Origin of the sequence: Kribbella sp. NPDC059898 (assembly GCF_042730855.1) — a bacterium.
Lineage (GTDB): Bacteria > Actinomycetota > Actinomycetes > Propionibacteriales > Kribbellaceae > Kribbella.
Window position 1 is genome coordinate 1 of sequence record NZ_JBHWKR010000022.1, and the last position, 25,371, is coordinate 25,371.

The window sequence follows — 25,371 nt, forward strand, 5'->3', positions numbered from 1 at the left end:
GCCAGGTTGTCCATCGGCAGCGTGCCGTACAACTCGTCGGCCCGTCGGCGCGCGTCGTCCTCGGTCTCGCCGACGAGAACGATGACGCCGAGCGAGACCTTCACGTCGTCCTGCCCACGCCCGGCGGCCTTCCAATGAGAAAAGTGGAGCGGTTCCGCCATCGGCTGGCGGGGGTATAGGCCAGCGAGACCCGCTCGGGGTTGCGGCTGTTCCAGGCGTCCTCGGCCTTGCCGACCTTGATCACCGCACTGTCGGGGTCGAGCCGAGGCAGTGGGCCGGAGCGAGTGGTGGCGCGCGAGCATTCCCTTGTAGGTAACGCTATTTGAGTTCGGCGGAGGTTTTGCCGAGGAGGCGGCGGGCGACTATCAGCTGCTGGATTTGTTGGGTGCCTTCGAAGATGTCGAGGATCTCTGTGGCGCTGATCGTCGCTAGCTGCCGGAATTGGTCAATATGGGCTCTGACCTGGGCATTTGTTGCTCGTCGCCGCTCAGCGATTCTCGACGCTTGTCAGCATCCGACGGAGCAGTGCCGGAGCAGGATTCCGCCGCTCGGGATTGAACACGAGGGCGGCGTCGCCGACGGAGGCGATGGAGTCAGTCGAGGCGCCGACTTCGACTTATGCACGCCGATTGGCGCGGTGACACGTCGCCGAGGTTGTCACCCGCAACAGCACGGCTGCGCAATACTGGACGTTCTGAACAGTTCGGCGACGTCAGGTCTGAACGCGCTCCACGAGGTCGCCGAGCAACGTTTCCAGCAGTACCTCCTCGTGAACGGAGGTGGTGAGGACTTCGCTGAGCTCGCGCTGCGGGTCCAGTGCTGCGTTGGTTAGCGCGGCGTATGTTGAGGTGTCGAATCGCCACGGTTTCGCCTCAGGTGCCGCCGTTCTGAGCTGGTTCATGATGACGAGTCCGGCCTGGTCGAAGTCCGCGCGGATCCACAGGTGGCAACCGCCGACGGCAAGCCCGGCGATGAGATCCAGAGCCGCTGTGGTCGCGATGCCATCAGTACAGACCAGCGGCGGGCAATTGTCGCCGAGAGCGTCGGCGGCGGCTTCGACGACGGTCGGGTTCTCGCAGACAAAGACGGTGGTAGCGGTTGCCGACCATTCGCCGCGCAGGGATCGGAGACTCAACCAGACCGGCTCCCCCGGCGATTGCTGGCACAGGCGGGCCGCATGCGTCCCGCCCGCGAGCGGAAGGTTCAGCACCAGGACACGCGATGACACCTCGTCACAGAGAACCCCGACCGATGCCCAGGCGAGCCGCCAGGCCTTGCCTCCGCGCACGGGGCGTTCGAGCCCTCGCACAGCTGCCGCTAGTCTTGCGATCAACCGCCCGAGCAAGCGATCCGCATCCAGCGCATGCGCATCGTCCAGGTTCACGCCGGCGAACTGCGCCAGCCGCACCGGTGGGGCTTCCCCACCTGGCAATGAGGACCACACCGCCGCGACTTCCCACACGATACTGAGCAGCTCGCCGGACCCGGACTGCGGCAGCATCGGATCGTTGGTCAGCCAGTCAGCGGCGACGCCTTGGGGAACCCCTGCCCGCGCGAGCTCCAACGAGGCCTCGAGCCGCTCAGCGGCAGCGGTCTCCAGGGCCTGACGGCGTACGTCGGCGTCCAGCTCAATCGGGCCATGAACAGCCTCGAGCAGCGCGCGGACTGTCAGCTCGTGCTCAGCGAGGCACTGGGCGAGCTTCTCCAGCCGGACTGGTCTTCCGGACGTCACCCAGTCCGTGCCGAGCAGCAGGCCGAGCTCCCGACGCTGGTCCACGGACGGAACGAGCGAAGTGATTCGCCCTGTCTCGGTTGCCTGGCCGAGCTGTGCACGCCTTCTGACCAGATCCAGTAATGCCGCGGGACCGCTCAACATGCTCCACTCACGAAGCCCAGGCGAAAGCTGGCTCACCGATCCGGCTCCGCCTGGGTCAGCTCCCCGCCGCTCCACACGTAGGCCTCGGCGTCTACTCCGGGGAACTGCGGATGGCGGGCCAGGTCGTAGATGGCAACGGCCGGGACCGTTGGATACGTGCACCATTCGTCGTGCGCGGTCAGCATGACATCGAGATCGAAGTCGACGGTGAGTCCCATGAAGGACTGCTTCACGCTGATGTCCACTCCCGTCATGGCCTCGTCGAGCCAGATCCAGCGCGGGGCAGACGGGCCAGCGGCGTTGTAGGCGACCACTGCGGCCGCGAACAGGGGCTGGGACAGGAGGACGACCTTCTCGCCGCCGGATTTCGCCCCATGGCTCGCGCCGTCGAACTGCCGCCATGGACTGTCGGGCCCCAGACGGATCTGGATTCCGATTCGCAGCCAGCGCCGATAGTCCAGCGCCACCGTCAACTGTTCCCTCCAGTCGCTGACCCCGTCGGCGGCCGCGTCGGCCCGGGCCGCATCGATCTTGCGGGAGAGGAACGCACGCACCTGATCCTGGCGTTCGGGACTCAGCTGCTTGTAGCCCTGTCCCAATGCGGTGACGACTGCGCCGGCCTCCGGATCACCGGGATCGGCGGCCCAGGAAAGGCGAACGACGTGACCTCGCCTGGTCGGGTGCTCGGCAAGTTGCCTGGTGATCAGCGCGAAGGTCTCCTTCGTATAGTCGAGCCGCTCCTTCAGGTGCTCGATGAACGTGGACTCCAACAAGGTCGCTAGTACGGCCCGCTGCTCGGCGTCGTACTTCTCCTCCTGGAGCCGGACCCGATCGACCAGGGCCTCACTCGCGTCGAGCGGCGATTGCCAGCCGACAGATCCGTCGGCGAGAACCATCACCTGGGGAATCGAGCCCTCCGTGTCGTCCAGCACGGTGATGTCGCGGGACGGCAGCAAGGACTGCCTCAGTTGCTGGAGATCGATCACGCACTTGCGCCAGGCGCGGTCCTCCGCCGCCTGGTCACCCCCCTCCCGAAGCTTCCGGCGAGCCGCGCGGGCAGTCTCCCGTCCGGTTTCGACCACCCTGCGATCCGGTTCTTCGATCTCGAGCAGCGGCCCGAACAGACCGGCATCGGCGACCTCCCACCAAGCCGCCAACGCGAGATCGCGCTCGGTCTCCGCCAACGCTCGTCGCTCCTCGTGCTGGGTCAGTACCGCTTCCACCTTGGTGACGCTGACTCGCGCGCCGATGAGCTCGGTGTTCAACTGCTCGATCGTCCCCGACACCTGCCCCAGCAGGCCGCTCAACTGCCGGCCCCGTTCAATCAGCGCGAGGTGACCCGACTGCAGGACTTCCTCAGCTGTGGACAGCTGAATTCTCAGCTGCCGGATCTTCGCGGCGACCTCGTCGACCTGAGCTGCCGCATCTTCCAGGTCCTGCCGGTGGTCGGCCAGCGCTGCCGCGGCGGCGTCCAGCGAGGCACGCTGTACCTCGAGCAACTCGACGGTCGCGCCCACATCGTCCACGGCTCTCCGGCAGGCGACGATCGCCTCCGCATAGCTGGGAAGATCATCCAGCGGAAACCCAAACTGCGCTGCCTGCCCCGCGAACGCACCCCAGGCTACGTTTGCTCGCGTTCCTTCTCTCGGTAGTCCGCCTGCATACGCTCAAGCGACTCCTCGCAAGTCTCATGGTGCTGCCGTTTGGCTACGAAGGCAGCGACCGCCATCACCACGAGACGCTCTCCGGGGACACGATGCGCCTCAGCCTCGAGCAGCGATCGTCGCTCCTCGACCTCGGCCGAGTCAGCAGCCAGTTGTTCCAGGGACTCCGCGAGCTGGGCCAGCTTCTGCTCACACAGGTCGAGCGCACGTCTCCTCGCGGCCGCACGCGCGGCCGCTCCCAGAAAGGAAGCCGACTGCACCGGAGCCGTTCGACCTGTCAGCGGGCCGACCCGCCAGTGTCCGTCTTGTGACACCCAGACACCCGAGTCCTCAGCGTCGCGCTGGGACAGCCATCCGACTCCAGCAAGCACACGCCTCGAGACGTCGGCTGCCACTCCGCCGACCGCCACCGGCTCCAGTACATCGAGAAGGCTGGACCCACCTGCTGGACCGGACTGGAGTTGCGTCTCGAGCGGCTCGTTGCCATCGGCATCCAACACACCTCCCTCCGGCATGATCCAGGCATCCAACAGGCCGGCCGCGGCAAGCGTCGATTCGAGTACATCGAGATGATGCGACGACAGTCCTTCCTTCGGTACTACGCAGGCCCAGAAAGGCGCCCCCCGCCCCTCGCCGGGCTCCGGTCGGCGCCTCCGGCTCCACAACGACGGCACGGGCGGAGGCTCGTCGGTGGCGGACCGCAGCCGCGTCCGCTCTGTTTCGAGTGTGCGTATCTCGGCTCTGAGCGGCCGTTGCGCTTCACGAAGCCCCGCGGCGCGGTCGGCCAAGACTTGTGACGCCGCCGATAGATGGCGGCCGATCGCGGTGCTCGGAAGGTCTCGCGGCTCGGCAGCCGAAAGCTCTTCCACGAGATCGCACCACGTCTTCACCTGCTCGGCCGAGGCACGGGCAATCACCAGCCCAAGTGACCAGTCCTGGATCTCGGCTCGCAAGCGGCTCATGGAACTGTTGACCGCCGCCTCGGCGAGGCGCTCCGCTTCGGTAGCCTCCGTCAGCCGCACCTTGCGATCCTCCACCTTTCCGGCGACGAGCTCCGTCGCTGTGGCGGCCTTGTCGAACAATGCGCGCAGGTTCTGGTGCCGCAGGAATCTTCCGCGGTGCCGGTCGACGGCGACACGCATCGAGTCGATGTCACGGTCCTCGAGGTCGCGCTCGACCGCTGTGGCCAGACCGACGGTCTGAGCAGCGGAACGGAGAACGGTGATCCGCTCGGTCTCTCGCGTGACGATCCCGGCAACCCTGGCCTCCTCGGCTTCCACGCGGCCCTGCTCACGAACGACGACGGCGGTCAGCTTCGCCAAGCGGGCCTGGGCACCATCCGACTGCGCCTCGAGAGTCCCTACCTCCCGCCTGAGTCCATCGACCCGGCCGGAAGCCGCCACAGCGTCCCGATAGGCGCTCGACTCCATGAGCTCGCGTTGTTCGACCTCGCGGTCTGACCGCTCGTTCTTGGCGTCGTCGAGAGCGTCGGTCACCCGAACGACCTCGGTCGACGCCTTGGCCAGCTCCTCGTCCGCGGTTCGGCGGAGGCTGGTCGTCCGGTCGAGTTCACTGGTTGCACGGGTCAGCCGATCAGCACGACGGCGAACGACGGTCGCGGCCCAAGGCCGCCACGAGTAGCGAACGAAGCCGGCGACCTCGCGGACAGCCGCCTTGGTGGCCTCGAGACCCACCCTGAGTTGCTCGAGCCGGTCCCAACCATCCGCAAGCCGCGCAATCTCGTTGGTGGACAGTGGCGGCAGAGCATCCCGCATTGTCTGCGCCAGGCTCGCCGGATTGAGCCGCTCGCCGAGCTTCGGTTTGCGAAGTTGTTTCAGAAGCTCGGTCAGATTGTCGTACGCATCGGCGTCCATGCCGAACAGCTCGTCGGCGAGCCTCGTACGGTACTGACCCGCATTGGTGAAAACCGCGATGCCGGACAGCGTGTTCAGCTCCGATTGGTCCAGCGGCCTCCCTGCCGCCGCGAGCTCGAAGTCCTGTCGTGGCCGAAGGTGAGTGAGGAACATCCAACGATTTACCGTGCTGGTCCCGGCCCCGCGCTTCGCACTTGCACCCAGTCCGCACACGTAGTACAGCGGCTGTCCGTCGTCGTCGAGCCGCCCGAACTCCGCCCAGGCATAGCCGAGCCCGGTGTCGACCATGGCGCGCGGATCATCCCCGTCACCGGTCGGCAACAGGTTGAAGCGCATGCTGCGGTGCTGCGATCCGAACGGGTCCAGCGCGGACGGCGTGATCTCGCCTCGCATCAGCATCAGAGTGGTGAGTTCCAGGGCCTTCGTCTTGCCGGCCCCGTTCCCGCCCCGGAGAACGAGTCGTCCGTCGGCGAACCAGAACTCCTGGTCGTCGTACTCCCAGAGGTTCATGATGCCGACGCGCAGTGGCTGCCATCGTTTGCTCGTCGACTCGGGCAGCCCGCCCGAGCGAGCCGCCGCGAGCCAGCGGCGCCCGTCGAAAGACGCTTCAGTCATCGGTCCCGAACCTCGCTGTCACATCCGCCACCGCGGGGTCCCGGAATCTCGCGGCCACGGGAGTCAAGTGATAGACCGTTCCGTCCGACCGTAGGAGGTCCAGCGCTCCGAGCGTCTCGACGGCGGCTCCGACCATCGCCGCCGGCTCCCGCAACGCCACGGTCAACGCGGTGGAGTACCTGACGGCGACCTCGGCGGCAGCCAGTTCGATCCGCTCGCCATCGAACGGCTCCCCCGGACCGGGTTCGCGGAGCAACTCGTCCAGGACCATCAGGGTTGTGAAGTCCGCGGCGCGGAGGCGCGGAAAGGGCAGATCCGTCTCGTCCTCGTCACTGGCGACCAGCGCGATCCCCTCGGCGCGCTCCTCGGGCGTCCACCCGGTCATCTCCTCGCACCACGACAGCAGTCGCCGCCGCTGGCCGGTGAGGTACGTGCGCTCGTGATCGGTCAGATCGTCGTACAAACAGACCGGAAGCTCGAGCAGCCTGCGCATGACACCGTAGCGCGGCGAGAAGACATGGCCCGCGGGTTCACCAAGTGCGACCTGCAGGCATGCCGGGTCGACCATCCGCAAGAGATCCTCCCGCCGGATCTCGTACGCTCCACCGACGGCGTCCTTGCGTTGCGCCCAGCCCTCGCCGGCTTCGAGCGCAGCGGCATTGAGCGGGCGCAGGGTGCCGGCGTCGGCAAGGATGCGCACTGCCTTGACGAAGAGCAATCGCTCGGCATAGCGATCCGGATCGTACGGCGCCAATCCAGTATCGTCGCGTCGGCTGAGTACCCGCACGCGGTCCGACAAGTCCTGCATGCTGGTGATGTCGTCAGTGTCCTCGGCCGCGGCCGCCACCAGGACGGCAAGTACCAGCACCCGGCGCGATGCGATGTCCGTCCTCAGCGGTGCAGCAACCTCGCCGGCAACAGGAATTCGGTACAGTCTCGCCGCGGAGTCCGTGATCATCAGCCGGTAGCCAAGGCGTTCGGAGAACCACTCAGTGAGTACCGAGCGATGCCGGAAAACCGCCGGCCAAAGCTCGGGCTGGGTGAACCGCGTGACGACGCAATGCCGGAGCAGCCCGACGAAGGCACGTCGCCGACCGACCGCGTCCCGGCTCATGCGGGCGTCATCTCGAACAACCAGTTCGGTGTGACCAGCGAACCGTCGGGGGTCTGAATCACCGCGGAGCTCTCGACCGGAACTGGACCCGCGAGCTGAACTCGCCACCGCCCATCGGCGGTGACGGCGGACCGTGCTCCGGACGTCGTCTCCCCCGTACGCCGGGCGGTGCCTACCAACTCGAGGAACAGTTCGAACTCCGCGGCCTCGAGGTATCCCCAACTCGCGATGGTCGTGCCGGTCCGCTGGCGAAGCGCGGCCTCGGCCGATCTCCGCTCGGCAAGGGCCGCGACGCGTGACCGCCGGGCGGCCGCCCTGCCTTCGGAGTAGTCCGGTGTTCTGGCGCGCCGCCCGACTGCCGATCGCGCCCCCTGGCGTCGAAACCTGGCGGTCACCGGAGCGGCCGGTGCCTGAGCCCAGCCGAGCGCGGAGTCTTCCGGCGCCTCAGCCGGCAGCAGCAGATGCCGCGTCGAGAACAGGCCCAGAGCGGTGTCCCAGATCCGCCACGCATCCTCGTCAGACGGAGCCTGCTCGATCGCCGCCGCGAGCCGAAGCAACTCCGGGCGCCTGGTGACTGCCCCTGCGCTGTCCATCAGGATGTGCATGTTGCGCGCCCACGGGGCGACCAGGTCACGCAACTGCCGGCGCAGCCGTCGCGCCTGCGCGGTCGGGCCGACGAACCACGCCGCCAGGGCGGACCAGGTGTGCAGCCATCGCTCCAACTGAGCTTCTACCAGATCCTCGGGTGCATCGTCGGATAGTGATGCACGAACGCACGCTCGCCAAACCGGTCGCTCGATGTCGAGTTCCGCGATCAGGTCCGCGATCCGGGGGCTATTGACGTCAACTTGCTCACCCCACGTTGCGACGTACGCCTGGAGCGTTCTGAGCAGAACGTCCTGCTTGGCTTCGTCAGGTCCGCCGGACAAGGCGTGAGCGAGTCCACGCTGCCACCGGCGGGCGGCAGTCGCCATCGCACCGTGCAGCGCGGTGATTTGCTGGAACTCTCCGGCCGCGCCCAGGTAGTCGCGGTTGCCGATGGCAGCACCGAATGCCGTCAAACGATCCGCGATTGCATGCGGAGCCAATGTCAGCTCGCCGTCGCCGATGTCCTCCTTCCGGCCCGGGGCAGTCCAGAAGGCGTGCAGCCGGGCCGCCTCCTGCGTGAGCTGGTACTTGTCGCGTCTCCGGAGGAAGTCCTCTCCCGACCGCGCAGGCTCTTGCCAGCGCGTCACGACCTGCCAATCTCCGAGTTGCTCCAGCCGGTTGTCGAGATGCCAGGACTCACTGTTCAGCAACTGGGCGACAACTTCGGCGGACAACGTCGCCGACAGGTACGACTCGACCGCCGCGGCGATCTCGTCGTACGACAAACCGGTGAGGCTGTTGTCCTGCTCTGCCAGCAGCACCTCGACGATCACGCGGTACTGCGCCGCGTAAGTGGTGACCAGATACGTCGGTACAGTTTCCCGCCCTGGCAGATCCGCCAGGTACCAAACGTCGAGTTCATTCTCGATCCCCCCATCTCCATCGAGCATGCGCAGATCCTATGGCTACTCACCGTCACACGCCACCGGCTACGCTCTGTTTCGCACTGACAGGGGAACCGGCGTCCGGAGCCGGTTGGAGGGGACGGGTCGTGGCAGGATCGAACACAGACGATGGTCGGGGAAGCGCGTGGCGGATCTGGGATCTGCACGTTCATACACCGGCGTCGATCGTCCAGCATTACGGCGATGAATCCGACGAGACCTGGTCACGGTTCATCGACGAGCTCGAGGCTCTCCCCGAGGACGTCGCGGTCATCGGCATCAACGACTACTGGTTCTTCGACGGCTACCGGCGTGTCGTCAAGGCGAAGCGATCCGGACGACTACGGAACCTGGACGCCATCTTCCCGGTCGTCGAAATGCGGCTCGATCAGTTCGGCGGCACCGCCGGGAAGCTGTCCAGGGTCAACCTGCACGTCGTCTTCGATCCCGAACTCGACCCGGAGTTGATTCAGGCGCAGTTCGTCAACGCCTTACAGCCGAAGCTCAAGCTCTCCCCCAGCCAGGCGCACATCGGGTGGCAGGGGGTGATCACGAAGGAGTCGCTGATCGACCTCGGCCGCCGGATCAAGGAGTCGGTGCCGAAGGACCAGGTTCACAACTACGATTCCGATCTGCGCGAGGGTTTCAACAACATCAACGTTTCACTCGACTCGGTGCGGGCTGTCCTCGAAAGGCAGTTCTTCCACGGCAGAGCACTGGTCGGCATCGGGAAGACCGAGTGGCGTGACATCAAGTGGAACGATCAGTCGATCGCGGCGAAGAAGACCGTCATCAATTCCGCGGACTTCATTTTCACCGCCTACCCAGACACAGCACGCTGGCAGAGTGACGTCCAGGCGCTTCGCGACGACAGGGTGAACCATCAGATCCTCGACTGCAGCGATGCGCACTACTTCTCGGACTCCTCGCAAAGTATGCGGATCGGCGCGTGCCAGACCTGGATGAACACCGTGCCGACTCTGGCGGGCCTTGCCTACGCGATCGCGGAGTTCGACCGACGCGTGTACGTCGGCCTCGAACCTCCCGCACTGTCCCGGGTCCGGACCAACCCCGAATGGTTCATCTCCAGCGTTCGTGTAGCATCCGATCGCCCGGATCACGACCTCTTCGACCATGACCTGCGCCTGAACCCGGGATTCGTTGCGGTTGTCGGCAACAAGGGACAGGGCAAGTCCGCACTGCTCGACTGTATCGCTTTGGGCGGCAACTCCTCCCGGAACAGCGAGTTCGCGTTCCTGCGGCCATCACGGTTCCTGAGCGCGACAAATCAACGGGTCGCTCGGGAGTACACCACGGAACTCCGCTGGTTCTCGGGCTTCTCGCGAAGGCTGCCGCTGAACGGCGAGTACGACCGGTCAGCGCCGGTCGCGGTTGAGTACCTACCGCAGGCGTTCGTCGAGCGTGTCTGCAACATCGACCCGCAACTCGACGATACCGACGAGTTCGAACACGAACTGCGGACGATTCTGTTCACCCATATCAGCGATAGCCAGCGCGCCGGTGAGAAGACCTTCGATGCTCTCCTCGCGCAGACGACACGCGTCTCGCAGGACGACCTCGCCCGGCGGCGGTCCGAGCTTCACGCTGCCATCGCATCGTACAGCCGGGCAGCTTCGTTCCGGGCGGAGAACCATGCGGATGAGATCCGCGGGCGGCTGAAGCTCAAGGACGGCGAGGTGACGGCGGCGACGGACGCACTCCTTGACGCGAGGCGTACGCTCACGGAACACGACCTCGCTGGCAATGACGACGGGCAACTCAGAGCGCTCCGGCACCGGTCCGAAGAGATCGACGTCGCGCTGGCCAAGCTCCAGAGCGAGCGGACCGAGAACGAACAACGCCAGGCCACCATCCGCCAAGCGCTTGCGGCGATGCGAACCGTGGCCAACAGGGCCGACGCTGTCCGCTCTGATGTCGCTGAGCTCAACGAACTGGCAAGCGACCTGCTAAACACCGACGGCGACCCCTATCTGACGCTCACGATCGACCAAGCCGCTTACGACAGGTGGCGCGCGTCGCTCGGACAGACCCTGGTGAACCTCAACGCAGCTGAAGACACCCTGCTGCGCGACATCGCTGCGCAGGAACGGGCGCGTCGTACGAACACCGAGGCCCTCGCCGCGGCCGACAGTGCCAGGGAGCGAGCGCGGCAGCGGGTCCTCCAAGCCGAAGCGCGCCGCGACGACCTGATCGGCGACGAAGATGACGAGGAATCGCTGAAAGGCCTTCAATCATTGCTCGAACGCATCACCAAAGCCCCAGCTGAACTCGACAGGCTACGGACCGCGATCGTCAATTGTTCCGGCCAGATCTACACCGCGCTCGCCGAGCAGCTCGACGCCGTGAAAGGTCTGTACCAGCCCGCGACGAACTTCATCACCACGTCCGAGGTCGTCAAGAATGCCGGCCTCGCCTTCAACGCCGAACTACGGATCCTGCCCACCTGGCGCAGTGTGGCATCAGGCCTAGACGGCCGACGCAACGGCGACTTCTCTGACTGGCTCACCCAACTGCCACAACGGCTCGAAGGCACCAGCTGGTCCCAGCTCGCTCCTGCGCTCACCGAGGCCATCACGCGTCTCGAGCACGAACGTGGCGATGTCGCCGGTGAGTTCCGCGATCCCGCAACCGCGCTCCGCAGTACAACGACACTGCTCGATTTCCTGACGAGCATGCTCGATCTCTCGTGGCTCGAGGTGCGCTTCGGCCTCACCGGTGACGGTCTGCCGTTGTCCCAGCTGTCACCCGGTCAACGCGGCCTGGTACTCGCGCTGTTCTACTTGGTCGTCGACCGGCGCAAGTCGCCACTGCTCCTGGACCAGCCGGAGGAGAATCTCGACAACGAGACGATCGCGTCCAAACTCGTACCCGCAATCCACGAGTCCGCGGGTCGCCGGCAGACGATTGTCGTGACTCACAACGCCAACCTCGCAATCGTCGGCGACGCCGATCAGATCGTTCACTGTCAGCTGAAGGACGGCAGGTTCACCGTCGCCAGCGGGAGCATCGCCGAACTCGACGTCGCCCAGTTCGCCCTGAATGTCCTCGAAGGCACCAAACTCGCCTTCGACAACCGTCGCCACAAGTACGAGGCCTTTCCCCAGCTCACCTGACTCGAATGCGACTCACCGGATGTCGTCTGTCGCCACCCTCTTGAGTCACGTCGAACGCCTGGCCAGGTCACACGAGCATCGTACGGAGCGAGCTTCGGCGTTCAGGAAAGTCATTATGTCCCTGAGAGGCCCCTGCGTACGCGGTGCGGCCGATCTGCGGCATGGCTCGTGGCTGAAGTTCGTCAGCGACCTTGTAGCCCAGCACGGTTAGGTGCCTTCCATGCGGTGTTGGACACGAACTCCGATCGCGGGACGCCGGTGACAACGACCTCGAACGCCTAGATGTGATGTCCAGGGAGGTTGTCCCGTTCGGTGGCGGTGAGTCTGTGTGACAGGTGAAGGCCTCCGGTTGTGAAGTGGAGCTGTCTAGTTCACCGCTTCACCTGACCGGAGGCCTTCGTGTCCCACGTTAACGCGACTTGACTCCACGGACCCGGCTGCGGCTGGCGCGTCTGATTGTTGATCAGGTCTGGACGTATGCCGCGGCAGCGAAGATGTTCATGATCGCGGTCAAGACCGCTCGTAAGTGGGCCGAGCGGTACCGGACCGAAGGAGTCGCCGGGATGACAGACCGCAGTTCCCGGCCGCACCGCAGCCCCGCCAAGACCCCGCCACGGCTCGTACGGCGGATCGTGTGGCTGCGGTGGCGGCACCGGCTCGGACCGGTCCAGATCGCCGGCCGGATCGGTATCGCGGCCTCGACCGTGCACGCCGTACTGGTCCGGTGCCGGATCAACCGGCGGTCACGCATCGACCGGGTCACCGGCGAACCGCTTCGCCGCTACGAACACGCCTATCCCGGATCCATGATCCACGTCGACGTCACCAAGTTCGGCAACATCCTCGACGGTGGCGGCTGGCGCTACGTCGGCAAACAGCAAGGCGACAGAAAGCCACCACCGGGCTGCGCACCGGACGAACCGCCACAGGCCACCCAACATCGGCACCGCGTTCGTGCACACCGTGATCGACGACCACTCCCGCACCGCCTACGCCGAAATCCACACCGACGAGAAAGCCGCCACCGCGATCGGCGTCCTGCGCCGCGCCGTGGCCTGGTACGCCGACCACGGCATCACCGTCGAACGCGTCCTGTCCGACAACGGCTCGGCCTACAAATCCCACGCCTGGCGCGACGCCTGCACCGAACTCACCATCACACCCAAGAAGACCAGGCCCTACCGTCCCCAAAACAACGGCAAAATCGCCGCGCAGCAGATCCACACGCGCCTGCTGGTAGTGCTCGAGCGCGCCCGTCTCGGCCACACTGAGCAAGCCGAGCGCAGCGTCGAACGCACCCGCCTGGAAGCTCGCCTGCGCCGCAGCCAGCGCCCGCTCCGCCCGTTGGACAGGATCGGTGGTCAGCTCCACCGCCCGCCGCAGGAACGCTGCCGCGGCCGCCATCCCGCCGCGCGCCTGCGCTCGCTCGGCCGAGCGCTCCAGCTCGTCCGCGACCTGCTCGTCAGGACCGGATGCGGCATGCGCAAGATGCCATGCCCGACGATCAGGATCGACGCCGGCGTCCGTCACCTCAGCCAACGCACGATGCACGTCCTGACGCACCTGTGCCGAGGACGAGCGGTACGCCGCCGACCGCACCAGCGGATGCCGGAACCAGACCCGAGCACCCACCTCCAGCAACCCAGCCTCAGCCGCCGGCGCCGCGGCGTCAGCGCCCAGCCCGATCCGCTCCGCGGCCCGCCACACCAGCACCGGATCACCGACCGGCTCCGCCGCGGCGACCACAAGGAACCGGCGGGTCTCGTCCGGAAGCTCCTCCAAGCGTCTCCGGAAGCTCGCCTCGATGCGCCCCGCCAGCGGGATCGCGTTCGGCAGCGCGAACCCGCCTGCCAGGTCAGCCGGGCCGAGACCCCGCGGCAGCTCCAACAGCGCCAGTGGATTCCCTCCGGAGTCGGCAACCAACCGGTCAGCCACCTGCGCGTCCAGCGGCGCGGCCAACGACGTCGCCAGCAGCGCACGCGCGTCCGCGTCCTCCAGACCCGCCATCCGAATCTCGTGCAGACCCGCCAGCTCGTCGCTGTCCGCCCGAGTCGCGAAGACCATCCCCACGGGCTCCGCCTCGAGCCGCCGCCCGACGAACCCGAGCACCTGCGCCGAAGCCCGATCCAGCCACTGAAGGTCGTCGATCACGCAGAGCAGTGGATACTCCTCCGCCACCTCCGCCAGCAGCCCGAGCGTCGCCAGCCCCACCAGGAAGCGGTCCGGAGCCGGCCCGTCACTCAGCCCGAACGCTGTCCGCAACGCCTCCCGCTGCGGCGCCGGGAGCTCCTCTGCCCGATGCACCATCGGAGTCAGCAACTGGTGCAAACCGGCGTACGCCAACTCCATCTCGGACTCCACGCCGGCCGCCCGCACCAACCTGAACCCTTCGGCACGCTCCGCCAGGTAGTCCAGCAGCGTGCTCTTCCCGATCCCCGGATCACCACGCAGCACGACCGACTGTCCGTTCCCCGCCCGGACCTGCTCCAGGAAGGCATCGATCTCCCGACGCTCGGCCCGCCGATCCACCATCCCCGCAACACGATGCGGCCGACTGAACGAGCGTCCCCTCCCGGACTCTTCCATCACCCTCCCATCGCACCCGACCCTTCACTCTATCCGTGGGGCGAGCCGAGACGATCGAAACCGAACACCTCACTGTCCGTAGCGCGTCGCCCTTCTTCATCAACGACCACGGCGTCACAGCCGTACCGACAGCTACGCGTCTCCGGTTCGGGGGCTGAAGCTACAGGGCTACCGTGTCGGCGTACACGAGGCGCGGGACGGGAGCGGACTCCTGGCCCGGGACGGTGGGGTCGGTATCCAGGAGTTCGTGTTCCTCGACGAGGACGCGCAGGGTGGTCTCCTCGCCACCGGGGCGCCGCAAGACAGCCCCGGCGGGTAGCGTGACCGAGCCGGTCCAGGTTGCCTGGAACGAGGCCGATTCGTCGACGCTCACCGCCAGTAGGAGCGAGCTCGACACCGTCTGCCACTCCAGATCGCCGGCACCCGCAGGCCGGGTCTGCACCGAGGCACGGACCGTGCGCGACTCCTGCAGCCGCGCCGCGCGGACAGCGGCATCGCCGGTCGGGCTGTCGGCGCTCAACTGGTCGCCGGACAGCCCAGGCGCCGACGCCGGGTCCCAGTGCAACCAGTTGACGACACCCGTCAACGTCACCTGAACGTGCTCCGCATCGGGCCGGCCGACGGTCAGCGTCCGCGTCGGCAGTGGCTGAACCCAGCTCGTCAGCGCCACCGGCGACAACGAGCAGTTCTCGATCGAGTTCGGCTGATAACGGGCGATCGCGAGCCGTACGAACGGCCACAGCGCCGGCGTCTCCTGCAGGGCGATGTCGACGTACCAGCGGCCGGAAGACTCGTCGAACTCCGGCTGGTACCCGAGTATCCGGACCTCCGGATGGCCGCGAACATCCCGCAACGCAACGGCAGCCGCCACCGCGACCGGGTTGCCCGGCGCCCGGGTCCAGCCGCGGTCCCGCCCGCCGTAGACCTGCCCACCGAGCGGAGGCTCGATACCGACGGACGGGTCGCTCGCGATCTCCACCGCATCCAGCACCAACTGGTCGAACGTCAGCAGTGGCGGAACGGTCGGGTTCGACGTACCACCACCATGCTGTACGACGGGATCTGCCGCCCACAGGCTGGTCGCGCCGTCCGGGGCCTGCTGCGCCTTGGGCTGCCGCGACCACGAACCGTCCGGCGCCTGCACCCATTGGTCGGGGTCGAAGACGAGCACCCCGAGAAGTTCGCCGTCCCCGGAGGAGAACCACGGCCTGGCCAGCCACACCCGTACGCCCGAACGCCGTACCCGTCGCCACGCGAAGGGCTCCGCGGGCTCGGCCGATTCCTCCCAGCGCAACAACGGCACCGCATCGAGTACGACGGCCGCGGCCGGACGTGCCGACGAGGGGATGTCGAGCACCATGGGTGCGCCCGCCGGTGGCTCCGCGGGGATCTGCGCCGGGTCGAAGAATTCGGCGTACCGCGTCGTCCCGCTGGGTACGTACGTCACGCGGCGATAGTGCGTGTCCTCGAAGGTCTGCAGCATCCGATGGAACCCGATCCCGCCCAGCGCCTGGGCCAGAAACCCGGTGGGCTGGAAGTCGTACAGGAACAGCACTCCGCGCTGCTCGCGCTCGCCGACGGCCGACCGTACGACGACGTCCGACTTCGTCACCACCGACGGCCGCGGCGCCGACACGTCGTCGACCTGCTCGGTCCAACTCGCCCGGACAACCAGCGTGTCCGTACTCGGGCCATGGACGTCGACCCGCCCGCTGAACGCAGCCACTGACCGCCCCGGTGGTCGCAGGAAGAGCTCCAGCGCCGACAACTGCGGCGGTCGCACCGGAACCGGTACCGCATGGACCAGCCTCAGGTCGACCGACGGCGTCAACCACCACGTCCACCCGGACGACGCCGCCCGCATCAGCGCCGCGGCCGCGACGACCTCGTCCGTGGTGTAGCCGTCGGCCGGGGTGACAACGCTCGCCAGATGCGACCGCCACAACCCGAACTTGTCCAGCTTCTGCACATCGACCGTGCTCGACAGCGCGATCCGCACCTGCTCCCCCGTCGGCACGGTCACCCGGACCACATGCCCATCGACCCGAGCATCCAGAACGTCGCCGGCCTCGACCACGATCCGCAGTGGCTGCAGCGACGGCCACTCCCCCGGATACGGGACCGAGACCGCTTGCAACGCCCGCGGCTCCGGCAGCACATGCGGTGCCCCGGCCTCGTAGAACACGAGCGAAACCCCCGTGGAATAAGGGTCCGGAAGATACGGCAACCGCAGTACGTCGGTGTCGTGGACGACGTACTGTCCCTCGCCGATCGGGCGTCCGCGCTCCGCGGTGATCTCCGCGAGCGTCGCGCGATCCGGCGACCCGGTGTCCGCTCCGGGGCGGTCTTCCAAAGCGATCCCGGGCTGCTCCACGGTTGATGTCGCATCAGTGAGACTCGGCACGTACTGGTCGAGGAAGGTGCCCCGCTCGGCCAGCGCGATCGCGTACAGGCGGCGGATCTCCGCCAGGTCACCGGTGCCGATCGCGGCGTCGAACAGGCCCGCCGTCTCGGCCTCCAACTGGGTCGCTTTAGGCGGCGCGAGGTGGCGCTCGGACGTGGCGCGGGCGTCCGCGACCCCGCTGCTGACCACGAGGTACGCCACTTGCTCGCCGGTGCCGAACTCCTTGCGCATGACCACCGCGGGCGCCGGGACCGGCTCCCACCGCAGGTATGGCCGGGGCGTGGTCACGATGGGCCGGAGCGGCGGCCAGGGTCCTGGTAGCTGGATGCCTGCAAAGGCTTCCGGGGTGAGGTCCAGCTGCGGGCGGATTCGCGGTACCGCCCGCGACTCCGCCAGGATCCGGGACGCCGTCGCCACCTGCTCGAACAGGTTCTGCGCGGCTGTGGGCCGTGGCTGCGCCGCCTCGGCGACCAACTTCTCCAGCGTGGCATCGATCCGCTCGTCACCGGACCGCAGCTCCGCCGGCAAGCCGGCCGCGGGTCCCGGCCGCTCAGCGCGCAGGTGCTCGATGATCGCCGGCCGCAGCGCCGCCGCGATCCCGGAGCTGTCCCGCTGCCCGTACGATGCCCGCAGCCGGTCGAGATGGTTGCGCACGGCATCGATCGCGAGCTGGTCCAGCGGCCCGCCCGGAACCTGCGGTACGGAGTTCCCCGCCAGATCCACCGCGAGTACCCGGAAGCTGTACGACGTCCCGTACCGCAACCGCGGCAGTGATCCCGGTTCGACCCGTGAGGTGACGTGGGCCCCGTCGATCGGTTGATCGGGCGGCGTTTCGACGACCTCCTCGGTCGACCCGTCAGGCCCGGGTGGTTCGACGTGGACGATCGTCCGTCCAGGTCGCGGCGCGGACAGACTCCATCCGTCCCAACCGGCGACGACCTCGTGCAGGTAGTACGTGTTGGTGGGGTCGCCAGGTGTCCGGTTCAGCGCCGACAACTGCAGGAAGCCGGCATCCGGTACATCGTCAAGGACGACCCCGCCACCCGGCTCGGCCCGAACCGTGACGCGCCGCCGGTGCAGGCTGTGCCACGCCGCGGACGCGTCGTCCCAGACCTCGACCCGGACGCCCCGGACCAGGTCGTCGAGCAGCAACGCCCGATTGGCGTCGGCCGCAAGTTGCTCGGCCTGCTGGACTCTCGCCCGCACCTGGTCGATCCGGCCGCGACGAGCCAACGCGAACCCGGTCGCCCGGATCGTGGCCGGTGCGGACGTGCCGGGATCGCCGTTCGCCTCGCTCGCGTACTGCCGGACGAGGTTCCGGCTGAACTGATCCAGCTTGAGTCCGGACGCGTCCGGATCCGCGTCCAGGACCACCCATTCGTCCTCGCCGAGCGGCAATGCGCCGCCCACCCAGTCGCTGCTCGACTGCGCCGTGAAAACGGGCCCGTCCACCAGCACCGACGTACGCCGTGGTGGCAACACCTGCAGGTCTTCGTCAGCCGAGGTGATCGTGACACTCACCCACGTCGCCCCTGCCAGCGCCGCCCGTGCCGCAACCGGATCGAGGCCGTCCAGTACGGCGTCGACCGCGAGACCCAGCCGCCGCAGCAACGCGGGCGTCGAGCCGAACGACGCCACCTTGGCGTGGAAGTCGTGCTCCGGACGCGGCAGGCGCGGCGTCGGCGGCGCGTTCGGATCCGGTTCGGGGCGTGGTTCCGGCTGTGGTTGCTCGGGGCGCTCGTAGTACCGGCGCATCGCGTGCGCGTCGACGATCATCTGCAGCTGCGGATTCCCCGACAGGTCCTGTCCGACCAGGGCGTCCAACTCGCTGGTGACGCGCAGGTCCGCCTCGGGATCGTCGAGCAGTGTCTGGACCGGCGACGGCCGATCGGGGATCTCCGACTGGTACGGCGGAGGCGGCAGGATCTCGCCGCCGCGGCTCTGCTCCGGGTCGGTCGGATCGGGTTCGGTGAGCGGCCCGATCGTGGTCAGCGCGTCCTGGAGCCGCTGTGCTGCGATTTGCACCTGGCGGCGATCCCGTCCGGCCGCTTCGGCGAGCAGTTGCCGGATCGGGCCGTCCTGGTCGACGCCGGCCAACGTCTCCAGGAGTCCACCGGCCACCGGATCGCGGGTCGATGCGGGCCGCTGTGTCGGGGAAGCCATCACCGCGGCGAGGTGCAGGTCGATGGCGTGGTCACTCATCCGGCTGGCCGGGTTCGACCGCCACGTCTGGTTGGACAGAGCCGGCGTCGGGAACGCGGCCACCGGTGTACTCGGCGGCAGCACGCCGGACCAGGACGCGGAGTCGGCGGTCGACACGACCCGCAGCGGCAGCGACGTACCCGGATCGAGCGAGGTGGTCAGACCGAAGGTGCAACCGGTCAACGTGCCGACCCAGTCGGCGGCGGCCGGATAGTCGGACAGCAACGGGCCGCCCACCAGCTTGTGGGTGAGGAACACGGTGAGCTGGAACGGCGCGTCGTCGGCCAGCGAGTACGGCAGAGCCGTCGCCAGGACAGTGGTGGGCATTGCTTCTCCTGACCTCAGACCGGTAGCGGTGCGAATGCCCCGCAGTACTGCGCCCAGTCGGCGTTCATGCCGCTCGCATCGGGCGGCATCACCTGGTACATCGTCGGGTCGCCCTTGGATCCGGCGAGCCGGCGTTCGACGGTGATCTCGACCGAGGCGGAGAAGAACAGCACCTCGACCTCGACCGTCAGCGACGCCCGCCCGATCAGCTTGCCGGTGTCGAACTGGTACTTGAGCGAGAGTTCGAGGGTGATCGACGCACTGACCAGGCCGAGCACGTTGACCTGTCCCCGGATCCGGAAGTACGCCGTCAACGTGCCCTTGTCCGCTTCAAGCCGCAGATACACCCCGACCGAGACCGACACCGATCCGGACGCCACGCCCAGATCCACCGACAGCGACGCGCACGCCTCCAGCCCCAACTCGAGCAGCACCAGACCCTTCGGCGCCGCCCGGAGTCCGAGCCACCCGCCACCGCCGACACACATCACGGTCAGCCGGAACGGCGCTTCCTTCGAGCAGAACGCGAATCCGACCGTCAACGCGTCACCGAGGAACGGCACCCGCGCATCGGCCCCGAGGGCGATGTTCTCGAGGCTGAACACGCCGACCGAGACATTCGGCAACGTCAGGTCGAACCCGGCCGTCACCCCGTCCGGGGCGACGTCCACATGCGGCGGATCGGAGAAGCCGTCGAACGGGATCAACTCCCGCAACCGGTCGACGAATGCCAGCGGCCCGAGGAACCCGATCCCGCCGAACACGACGTCCACCTCGGGCTTGCCGGCCGAGCTCGCATGGAACCCGATCCGCCGGAACATCAGCTTCATCAGCCCGCTGTCGCCGTCCCCGATCAGGTTGAGATCGAACCCGGCGATCTCCGCGAGTACGTCGACCGCGGGCGGCGCACTCGCCGACGCGTCCACCTCGACCTCGATCTGCAGCGCGTGCTCGTCCTTCGGCTTGAAGATGTTCGGTGCGCCGGGCAGCCCCCACGACCCGATCGTCGGCCGCCAGACCAGCCGCGCCGTGACCTGGCCTCCGACCACACCGTTGAGCAGCTGTGCGAGTCCGGCCGCATCCTTGGCGAGGTCGGTCAGCGTCTTCAGTGTCCGCACCGGCTTGTCCAGCGCCGACCGTACGGCGGCCGGCACCCCCGGAACCCCGATCGCGTCGAGCAGCGGCTGCAGGTCGGTGGCCAGGGCAACGGCCGCGTTGCTGACGTTCTCCGGGTGATCGGGCAACGCGCGTACGGCGGTGATCAGATCGTTGAGGTGAGCCTTCAGATTCCCCGCGACCGCATCGAGTTCGTCCTTCGCGTGCTGGGCGACGGCCCGCGCACCCGCGTGCGCCGCCTGCGCGACCTCGTCGGCGAGCCGAGCCTGCGCGGCGTCCAGCCCGGCCGCCAACTGCTGCGCCTCGGTGAGCAGTTTCCGCACCGGGTCGAGGGCGTCGGACACGAACTTCGGAGCCTCGTCGAAGCCGGCGATCTTCAGCAGGTCCAGCAAGCTGAACAGGCCGAACAGCTTCGGTAATGCACCGGCCAGGAAGGTTTTCGGATCGAACGTGCCGGCGTCGAAGGGTGATGGGGCGTCCCCGCTCACGCCGACGGCGCCGAGCACGCGGGAGAGACCGCGGACCTCCAGGTTCGGGGCAACGAATCCGCCGGCCCGATCGGACCCGCTGCTGAAGTCGATCGCGGCCGGCGCGTTCTTCAGGGCGAGCACGAGTTCACCGGCGTTCGGCGTACCCGGAATCGGTTTGGCGTCGAGAGCGCGGACCGGCAGCCCGCTGGCAAGGTACGGCTTGGCCCAGACCAGGTCCACGGCCGGAGCCTGTGGGGCGAGGTGGCGCATCGACGGGACGATGGCCCGCATTTCGGTCAGGAACGGGCGCGACGTGACGTTGACGGTGTCGATCTCGCCGTCGAAGACCAGGTGGCTGACCTCGACCGACGTGTCACCGGCCGCGACCGGCTCGGCGGCCGCGAGGGTCTGCCCGCGGCCCTGGATCTGGCGGACCGGGAAGTACCGCGGGGACGCGTCCTCGGGATGGAACACGTACGACTCCTGCCCGTGCTTGCCCGCCTGCACGAACACCAGCGGCGCCGGCCAGCTCCGGATCTGCCCACCCCGGTCGACCGTGCTGAGCGTGAACGGGAACGGCACGCCGCTCCTCGTCGGGACGAACGGCTCCTGGTCCTCCGGCGGCTTGTCGATGTCCGGCGTGACCAGCGGGCCGATCGTCACCTGATCGAACGGGTTGTCACGATCGGTCGGCGGATAGCCGCGGGTCGGCTGGCGCAGGACGATGAACCATCGCTGCCATAGGTACGCGACCGGAGTCTCTCGGTGCTTCACCTCGCGTTCGGTGATCTTGACCAGGAAGCACCGATGGCCGAACGGGAACAGGAACCCCGGATACGCGACCCGCACGTAGGCATCGCGTCCCATGGACGCCTGGTGCCGGTAGTCGACGATGTTCGCCGGGAACTCCCACGACTGCTTCCAGTCGAACCACGCCCCGAGGCTGGACAGCTGGAGATTCCGGACCTCCAACGGCGTGTCCGCGTTCGCCGGATCGCCGCCGTACGTCTGGGTGACGATCGCGGTCCGGTCGAACGGGATCAGCGGCTGGTCGAACGCCGGCGCCGGCAGTTCGTTGTCGCGGGTCCACAACGCGCGGACGATCCGCTGCTTGTCGTCGGTGTCGTCGAACCCGTCGCCGGTCCGGACGGTGAGCCGGGTCCGCCACAGCTCGGTCCGGTTCGGCGGGCCTAGCGGCGTAGGAGAATGCCGGAAGGCGCCCAGCGAACTCGGCGACACGATCAGCCGGTACGGCGCCTCGATCGCGGTCTCGAGGTCCTTCGGCGGCTCGATGCCGGCCTGGATCGCCTCACCGGCCGGCGTCGCATTCGGCGAGACCCGGAGCTTCAGGCCGGAGACCGCTTCGAGCACGCCGACGAGCGTGTACGGGATCCGGGTCCCCTCGGGCACGTCGTATACCAGCCGGGACGGACCAGCCGCGAGATGGCTCGACGGCCGCGGCGGGACGGGCGGCGGTGGCGGTGGCGCCCCGGCCTGCCAGACCTCCTCGCCCAGATGCTGCGGCGGGAACTGCAGGACCAGGCAGGCGTCCGCGCCTGCCACCAGTTCAGGACCTGGCTCGACGGTGCATCCGTATGCCATCAGCCGGAGATCGATCAGGTCGTACGTACGCAGCAACCGAACGTCGATCCGCTCGGCCACCTCCACCGGCCCGCCACCGGGCAATCCCCCCATCGCGGCACCCCCTCCGCCCCTCGATCGAGGGTACTCACGACGCGACGGAGGGTGTCAATGCGTCGCCCCGAACCGGGTCGACGCACCAGAACCTTCGGCCCCGCCGACTGAGTAACGATGGCTATGCGACGGTGGTTGCCAGGCGGTCGGGTCGTTGAGCAAGAGGCCGGAGGCGAACCTGACCTGGGTGACCGCCCGCTGCGGCTCCGAGTCGGCCCCTGAAATCAATTGACGCGCGATTCGCAACCAGGCCAGGAGCCGAAGTCCTGGTACGGCTGACGGCTCCTACGCACCTCTTTACGCACCTCAATCAACGCGAGAGAATGGTTGCCGATGAGAACTTATGCGCAACACAACACCACGAATCCTCTTGTCTATAAGAGGTTTCGCGCATCGTCGGCAAACGTCGATCAACCTCAGCCGGAATTCAGCGGTTTCGAGGTTCGTCTGGAGGAAGAGTTGCGTGACGGTGGGCCGCCCCTAGGGTCGATCGCCTGCTCCTGAAACTCATAGCGCCTCAGACGTTGAGCTCCGTCATGTTCGACGGGCTCGGAGGTCTTGCGGTGGCGTTTGCGAAGGATCAATGGACTCGGGCGGTGAAGCAGCCCGATGGGTCTGTGAAGCGGGAACGGAACGAGGAGAGGTGGGGGCGGGGGAAGCGGTGGCTCGGGGTTTGGAAGGATCCGCGCGGCGATGAGAAGTCGAAGGCCTTCGACACGAAGGCCGCGGCGCTTCGGTATGCGACCGCTATGGAGACAGACCGGAATCGGGGTGACTATCTCGATCCGAACGCCGGCAAGGTTCGGCTGGCGGAGATCTGGCCGCGGTGGATGGCGGCGCGCAAGGTCGACCCGACGAGTGTGCTCCAGTACGAGTCCAAGTGGCGCCTCCACGTCGAACCGTTGTTCGGTCGGCGGATGGTCAAGAGCATCCTGCCTTCGGAGGTCGCGGCTTGGCTAACGGACTTGCTGAGCGTCTACGGGCCGTCGACGGCACGGTCGGCCTTCCTCGTTCTGAACGGGTGTCTGGAGTTGGCGGTTGCCGACGAACTCATCAAGAAGAACCCAACACAGGCAAAGATCGTCAAGAAGCCCAGCAGACGGTCCTCGGAGGTTGTTACCTGGGCGGACGAAACAGTCGGACGCATCATCGAGGCTCACCCCGAGCAGTATCGACTCATCCCAATTATCGGGTCCTCAACCGGCCTGCGACAAGGCGAGCTGTTCGGACTCGCGCTCCAGGACTTCGACTTCGACGAGGAAGTCATCAGGGTCCGACGACAGGTCAAGCGGCTCCGGGACAAGTTCATCTTCGCACTGCCGAAGAACGACAAGGAACGCGTCGTCCCGATGTCCTCGATCCTGGCTGCCGCTGTCAAGGATCACACCACGCGGTTCGGGACAAAGACGATCTCGTTGCCTTGGGAGGAATTGGATGCTGAGATCCAGGACCACGACCTCCTCTTCACCTGGTCCGATGGCAGGCATCTAAGGGCGGAGCTTTACAACGTCATGGTGTGGAAGCCGGCACTCGTGTTCGCTGGGGTCCTGCCTGCACCGGTGAAGAATGCACGAGGCAACCCTCGTTACAAGAGGGACCGCACGGTCGGGCTGCACGCGCTGCGGCACTACTACGCCAGCATCACATTGGCGGACGGTGTCAACATCAAGGAGCTCTCGGAGTACCTTGGACATGCCGACCCGGGGTTCACGCTCCAGATGTACACCCACCTGCTTCCGTCCTCGCACGACCGAGCTCGACAGGCGATCAACCGCCGTTTGGCACGCGTCGCTCCGTGGGCAACGGAGCAGGAACGGAGCAGCCCAGGCTCGGACCCGACCTGGACGGCCGAGGACGACGGCCCAGGTCTTGTATGAAGAGCGTTGACGCGAGCCAGAAAGCCCCACAAATGAAGCTACTTGGACTCAGCACAGATCTAACTGACAGCCGCGCAGTCCCGAGCGGACGTTGGTTGTCTTCGGAGATCCACCAGATCTTCGAGGACACCCCAATAGGCACCAAGGTCCAGATCTACGGCGAGTACTAGGTGAAACGCGCTCTCACCCTGCTCGCAGTACTAGCCCTGACCGCCTGCACCGCCCAGACGACGCCGCCGACTCCCAGCCCGACGCCAACGCCGACGGTCGTCCCGCTCACGGTCGGCCAAGCGAAGGAGGCCGCGCTGACGGTCGCCGACCTGCCGAAGGGCTGGGACGGCGGCGTGGCCGTCGATCCGACCCCGACCCCCGGCTATCGAGCCCAGTACGACCCACCGGAGTGCCTGGTGTTCCGCCACCCGACAGACATCCTGGGTGACCCGGTCACTGCGGTTCTCGGTCAGTACTTCACCAGGGACCCGCAGCAGTCGGTCACCGAGTGGGTGCAGTCGTGGCCGACGCAGGTGGGGACGCTCGTGCCGGAGCTGGCTGGTCGGTTCGCGAAATGCTCGAAGTAGACGATGGTGGCCTCGGACCAGGTGAAGTACGAATGGGTCGGATCCCGTCTGCCTCTCCGTGGTTCGGCAGACGCGATCGCCCTCCGCTTCGAGACCGCGACCGCAGACGACGGCGTCACGGTTTCCGCTCAGTACGTCGGGTACGCCGCGCGAGGCGGGACGGTCATCCACATCGAAGGCTGGGGCGAGAAGCTCACCGATGCTGTTTTTGCGCAGATCGTCAGCGAGGCTGCGGCGCGGCTTGATCGTGTAGTTGGTTGACGGTGGGCGGGGGTTTTGAGGGGTGGCCGCGGGGGGCGTTTGATGT

The 25,371-nt window shown here is 67.3% G+C and carries 13 protein-coding genes and 2 pseudogenes; 6 read left to right on the plus strand and 9 right to left on the minus strand.

Annotated features, from left to right (window positions below; all coding sequences use genetic code 11):
* Window positions 1-100: 100 nt before the first annotated feature.
* The 3 genes from ACFV9C_RS40510 to ACFV9C_RS40520 form a co-directional block, all read right to left on the minus strand.
* On the minus strand, window positions 101-322 hold the full coding sequence (locus ACFV9C_RS40510) for a DUF1348 family protein (protein WP_380202746.1): 222 nt from the start codon (window positions 320-322) through the stop codon (window positions 101-103).
* A gap of 390 nt (window positions 323-712) precedes the next feature.
* Entirely contained in the window at window positions 713-1,876 is a 1,164-nt protein-coding gene (locus ACFV9C_RS40515; protein WP_380202748.1) for a DUF2399 domain-containing protein, read from the minus strand.
* Window positions 1,877-1,908: 32 nt separating this feature from the next.
* Window positions 1,909-3,183 (minus strand): SbcC/MukB-like Walker B domain-containing protein, encoded by a 1,275-nt coding sequence (locus ACFV9C_RS40520; protein WP_380202578.1) that lies wholly within the window; start codon window positions 3,181-3,183, stop codon window positions 1,909-1,911.
* 27 nt (window positions 3,184-3,210) lie between these two features.
* Here ACFV9C_RS40520 and ACFV9C_RS40525 point away from each other — a divergent pair, with 27 nt between their 5' ends.
* On the plus strand, window positions 3,211-3,528 hold the full coding sequence (locus ACFV9C_RS40525; protein ID WP_380202581.1) for a hypothetical protein: 318 nt from the start codon (window positions 3,211-3,213) through the stop codon (window positions 3,526-3,528).
* On the opposite strand, the gene ACFV9C_RS40530 is transcribed toward ACFV9C_RS40525, so the two are convergent.
* Genes ACFV9C_RS40530 through ACFV9C_RS40540 form a run of 3 tightly spaced genes read right to left on the minus strand, consistent with a single transcriptional unit; the run spans window position 3,498 to window position 8,681 of the window.
* Window positions 3,498-6,029: a hypothetical protein gene (locus ACFV9C_RS40530; protein WP_380202583.1), complete on the minus strand. Its 2,532-nt coding sequence runs from the start codon at window positions 6,027-6,029 to the stop codon at window positions 3,498-3,500. The genes ACFV9C_RS40525 and ACFV9C_RS40530 overlap by 31 nt on opposite strands.
* Window positions 6,022-7,143: a DUF2398 family protein gene (locus tag ACFV9C_RS40535; RefSeq protein WP_380202585.1), complete on the minus strand. Its 1,122-nt coding sequence runs from the start codon at window positions 7,141-7,143 to the stop codon at window positions 6,022-6,024. Before ACFV9C_RS40535 ends, ACFV9C_RS40530 begins: the two co-directional genes overlap by 8 nt.
* On the minus strand, window positions 7,140-8,681 hold the full coding sequence (locus ACFV9C_RS40540; protein WP_380202587.1) for a DUF2397 domain-containing protein: 1,542 nt from the start codon (window positions 8,679-8,681) through the stop codon (window positions 7,140-7,142). Before ACFV9C_RS40540 ends, ACFV9C_RS40535 begins: the two co-directional genes overlap by 4 nt.
* Before the next feature lie 101 nt (window positions 8,682-8,782).
* Between ACFV9C_RS40540 and ACFV9C_RS40545 the strand changes: the two genes are divergently transcribed.
* Window positions 8,783-11,809, plus strand: a complete 3,027-nt coding sequence (locus ACFV9C_RS40545; RefSeq protein ID WP_380202589.1) for a TrlF family AAA-like ATPase — start codon at window positions 8,783-8,785, stop codon at window positions 11,807-11,809.
* Window positions 11,810-12,208: 399 nt separating this feature from the next.
* Window positions 12,209-13,039 (plus strand): annotated as a pseudogene (locus ACFV9C_RS40550) (IS481 family transposase); the annotation flags it as partial.
* A gap of 849 nt (window positions 13,040-13,888) precedes the next feature.
* Here the strand turns inward: ACFV9C_RS40550 and ACFV9C_RS40555 are convergent.
* From ACFV9C_RS40555 to ACFV9C_RS40565, 3 genes and pseudogenes are all read right to left on the minus strand, one after another.
* Window positions 13,889-14,395: pseudogene (locus ACFV9C_RS40555) on the minus strand (ATP-binding protein); the annotation flags it as partial.
* Between the two features lie 160 nt (window positions 14,396-14,555).
* Window positions 14,556-19,328 (minus strand): hypothetical protein, encoded by a 4,773-nt coding sequence (locus tag ACFV9C_RS40560; protein WP_380202591.1) that lies wholly within the window; start codon window positions 19,326-19,328, stop codon window positions 14,556-14,558.
* A gap of 14 nt (window positions 19,329-19,342) precedes the next feature.
* Window positions 19,343-22,609: a hypothetical protein gene (locus ACFV9C_RS40565; protein WP_380202593.1), complete on the minus strand. Its 3,267-nt coding sequence runs from the start codon at window positions 22,607-22,609 to the stop codon at window positions 19,343-19,345.
* A 536-nt stretch (window positions 22,610-23,145) separates the two neighbouring features.
* On the opposite strand from ACFV9C_RS40565, the gene ACFV9C_RS40570 reads away from it, so the two are divergent.
* The 3 genes from ACFV9C_RS40570 to ACFV9C_RS40580 all read left to right on the plus strand — a co-directional run bounded on the left by ACFV9C_RS40570 (window position 23,146) and on the right by ACFV9C_RS40580 (window position 25,325).
* Window positions 23,146-24,486, plus strand: a complete 1,341-nt coding sequence (locus ACFV9C_RS40570) for a tyrosine-type recombinase/integrase (RefSeq protein ID WP_380202595.1) — start codon at window positions 23,146-23,148, stop codon at window positions 24,484-24,486.
* Window positions 24,487-24,656: 170 nt separating this feature from the next.
* The gene (locus ACFV9C_RS40575; protein ID WP_380202597.1) at window positions 24,657-25,064 is read left to right on the plus strand and encodes a hypothetical protein; all 408 of its coding nucleotides are present in this window, start codon (window positions 24,657-24,659) and stop codon (window positions 25,062-25,064) included.
* A 3-nt stretch (window positions 25,065-25,067) separates the two neighbouring features.
* Window positions 25,068-25,325, plus strand: coding sequence for a hypothetical protein (locus ACFV9C_RS40580; RefSeq protein WP_380202599.1), 258 nt, complete (start codon window positions 25,068-25,070; stop codon window positions 25,323-25,325).
* The last annotated feature ends 46 nt before the right edge of the window (window positions 25,326-25,371 follow it).

What these genes read in the sequence shown, in the direction of transcription:
- ACFV9C_RS40570 (WP_380202595.1), top strand. Translation starts at nt 23,146, where the DNA reads ATGTTCGACGGGCTCGGAGGTCTTGCGGTGGCGTTTGCGAAGGATCAA.
- ACFV9C_RS40530 (WP_380202583.1), bottom strand. Translation starts at nt 6,029, where the DNA reads ATGACTGAAGCGTCTTTCGACGGGCGCCGCTGGCTCGCGGCGGCTCGC.
- ACFV9C_RS40540 (WP_380202587.1), bottom strand. Translation starts at nt 8,681, where the DNA reads ATGCTCGATGGAGATGGGGGGATCGAGAATGAACTCGACGTTTGGTAC.
- ACFV9C_RS40515 (WP_380202748.1), bottom strand. Translation starts at nt 1,876, where the DNA reads ATGTTGAGCGGTCCCGCGGCATTACTGGATCTGGTCAGAAGGCGTGCA.
- ACFV9C_RS40565 (WP_380202593.1), bottom strand. Translation starts at nt 22,609, where the DNA reads ATGGGGGGATTGCCCGGTGGCGGGCCGGTGGAGGTGGCCGAGCGGATC.
- ACFV9C_RS40560 (WP_380202591.1), bottom strand. Translation starts at nt 19,328, where the DNA reads ATGCCCACCACTGTCCTGGCGACGGCTCTGCCGTACTCGCTGGCCGAC.
- ACFV9C_RS40580 (WP_380202599.1), top strand. Translation starts at nt 25,068, where the DNA reads ATGGTGGCCTCGGACCAGGTGAAGTACGAATGGGTCGGATCCCGTCTG.
- ACFV9C_RS40535 (WP_380202585.1), bottom strand. Translation starts at nt 7,143, where the DNA reads ATGAGCCGGGACGCGGTCGGTCGGCGACGTGCCTTCGTCGGGCTGCTC.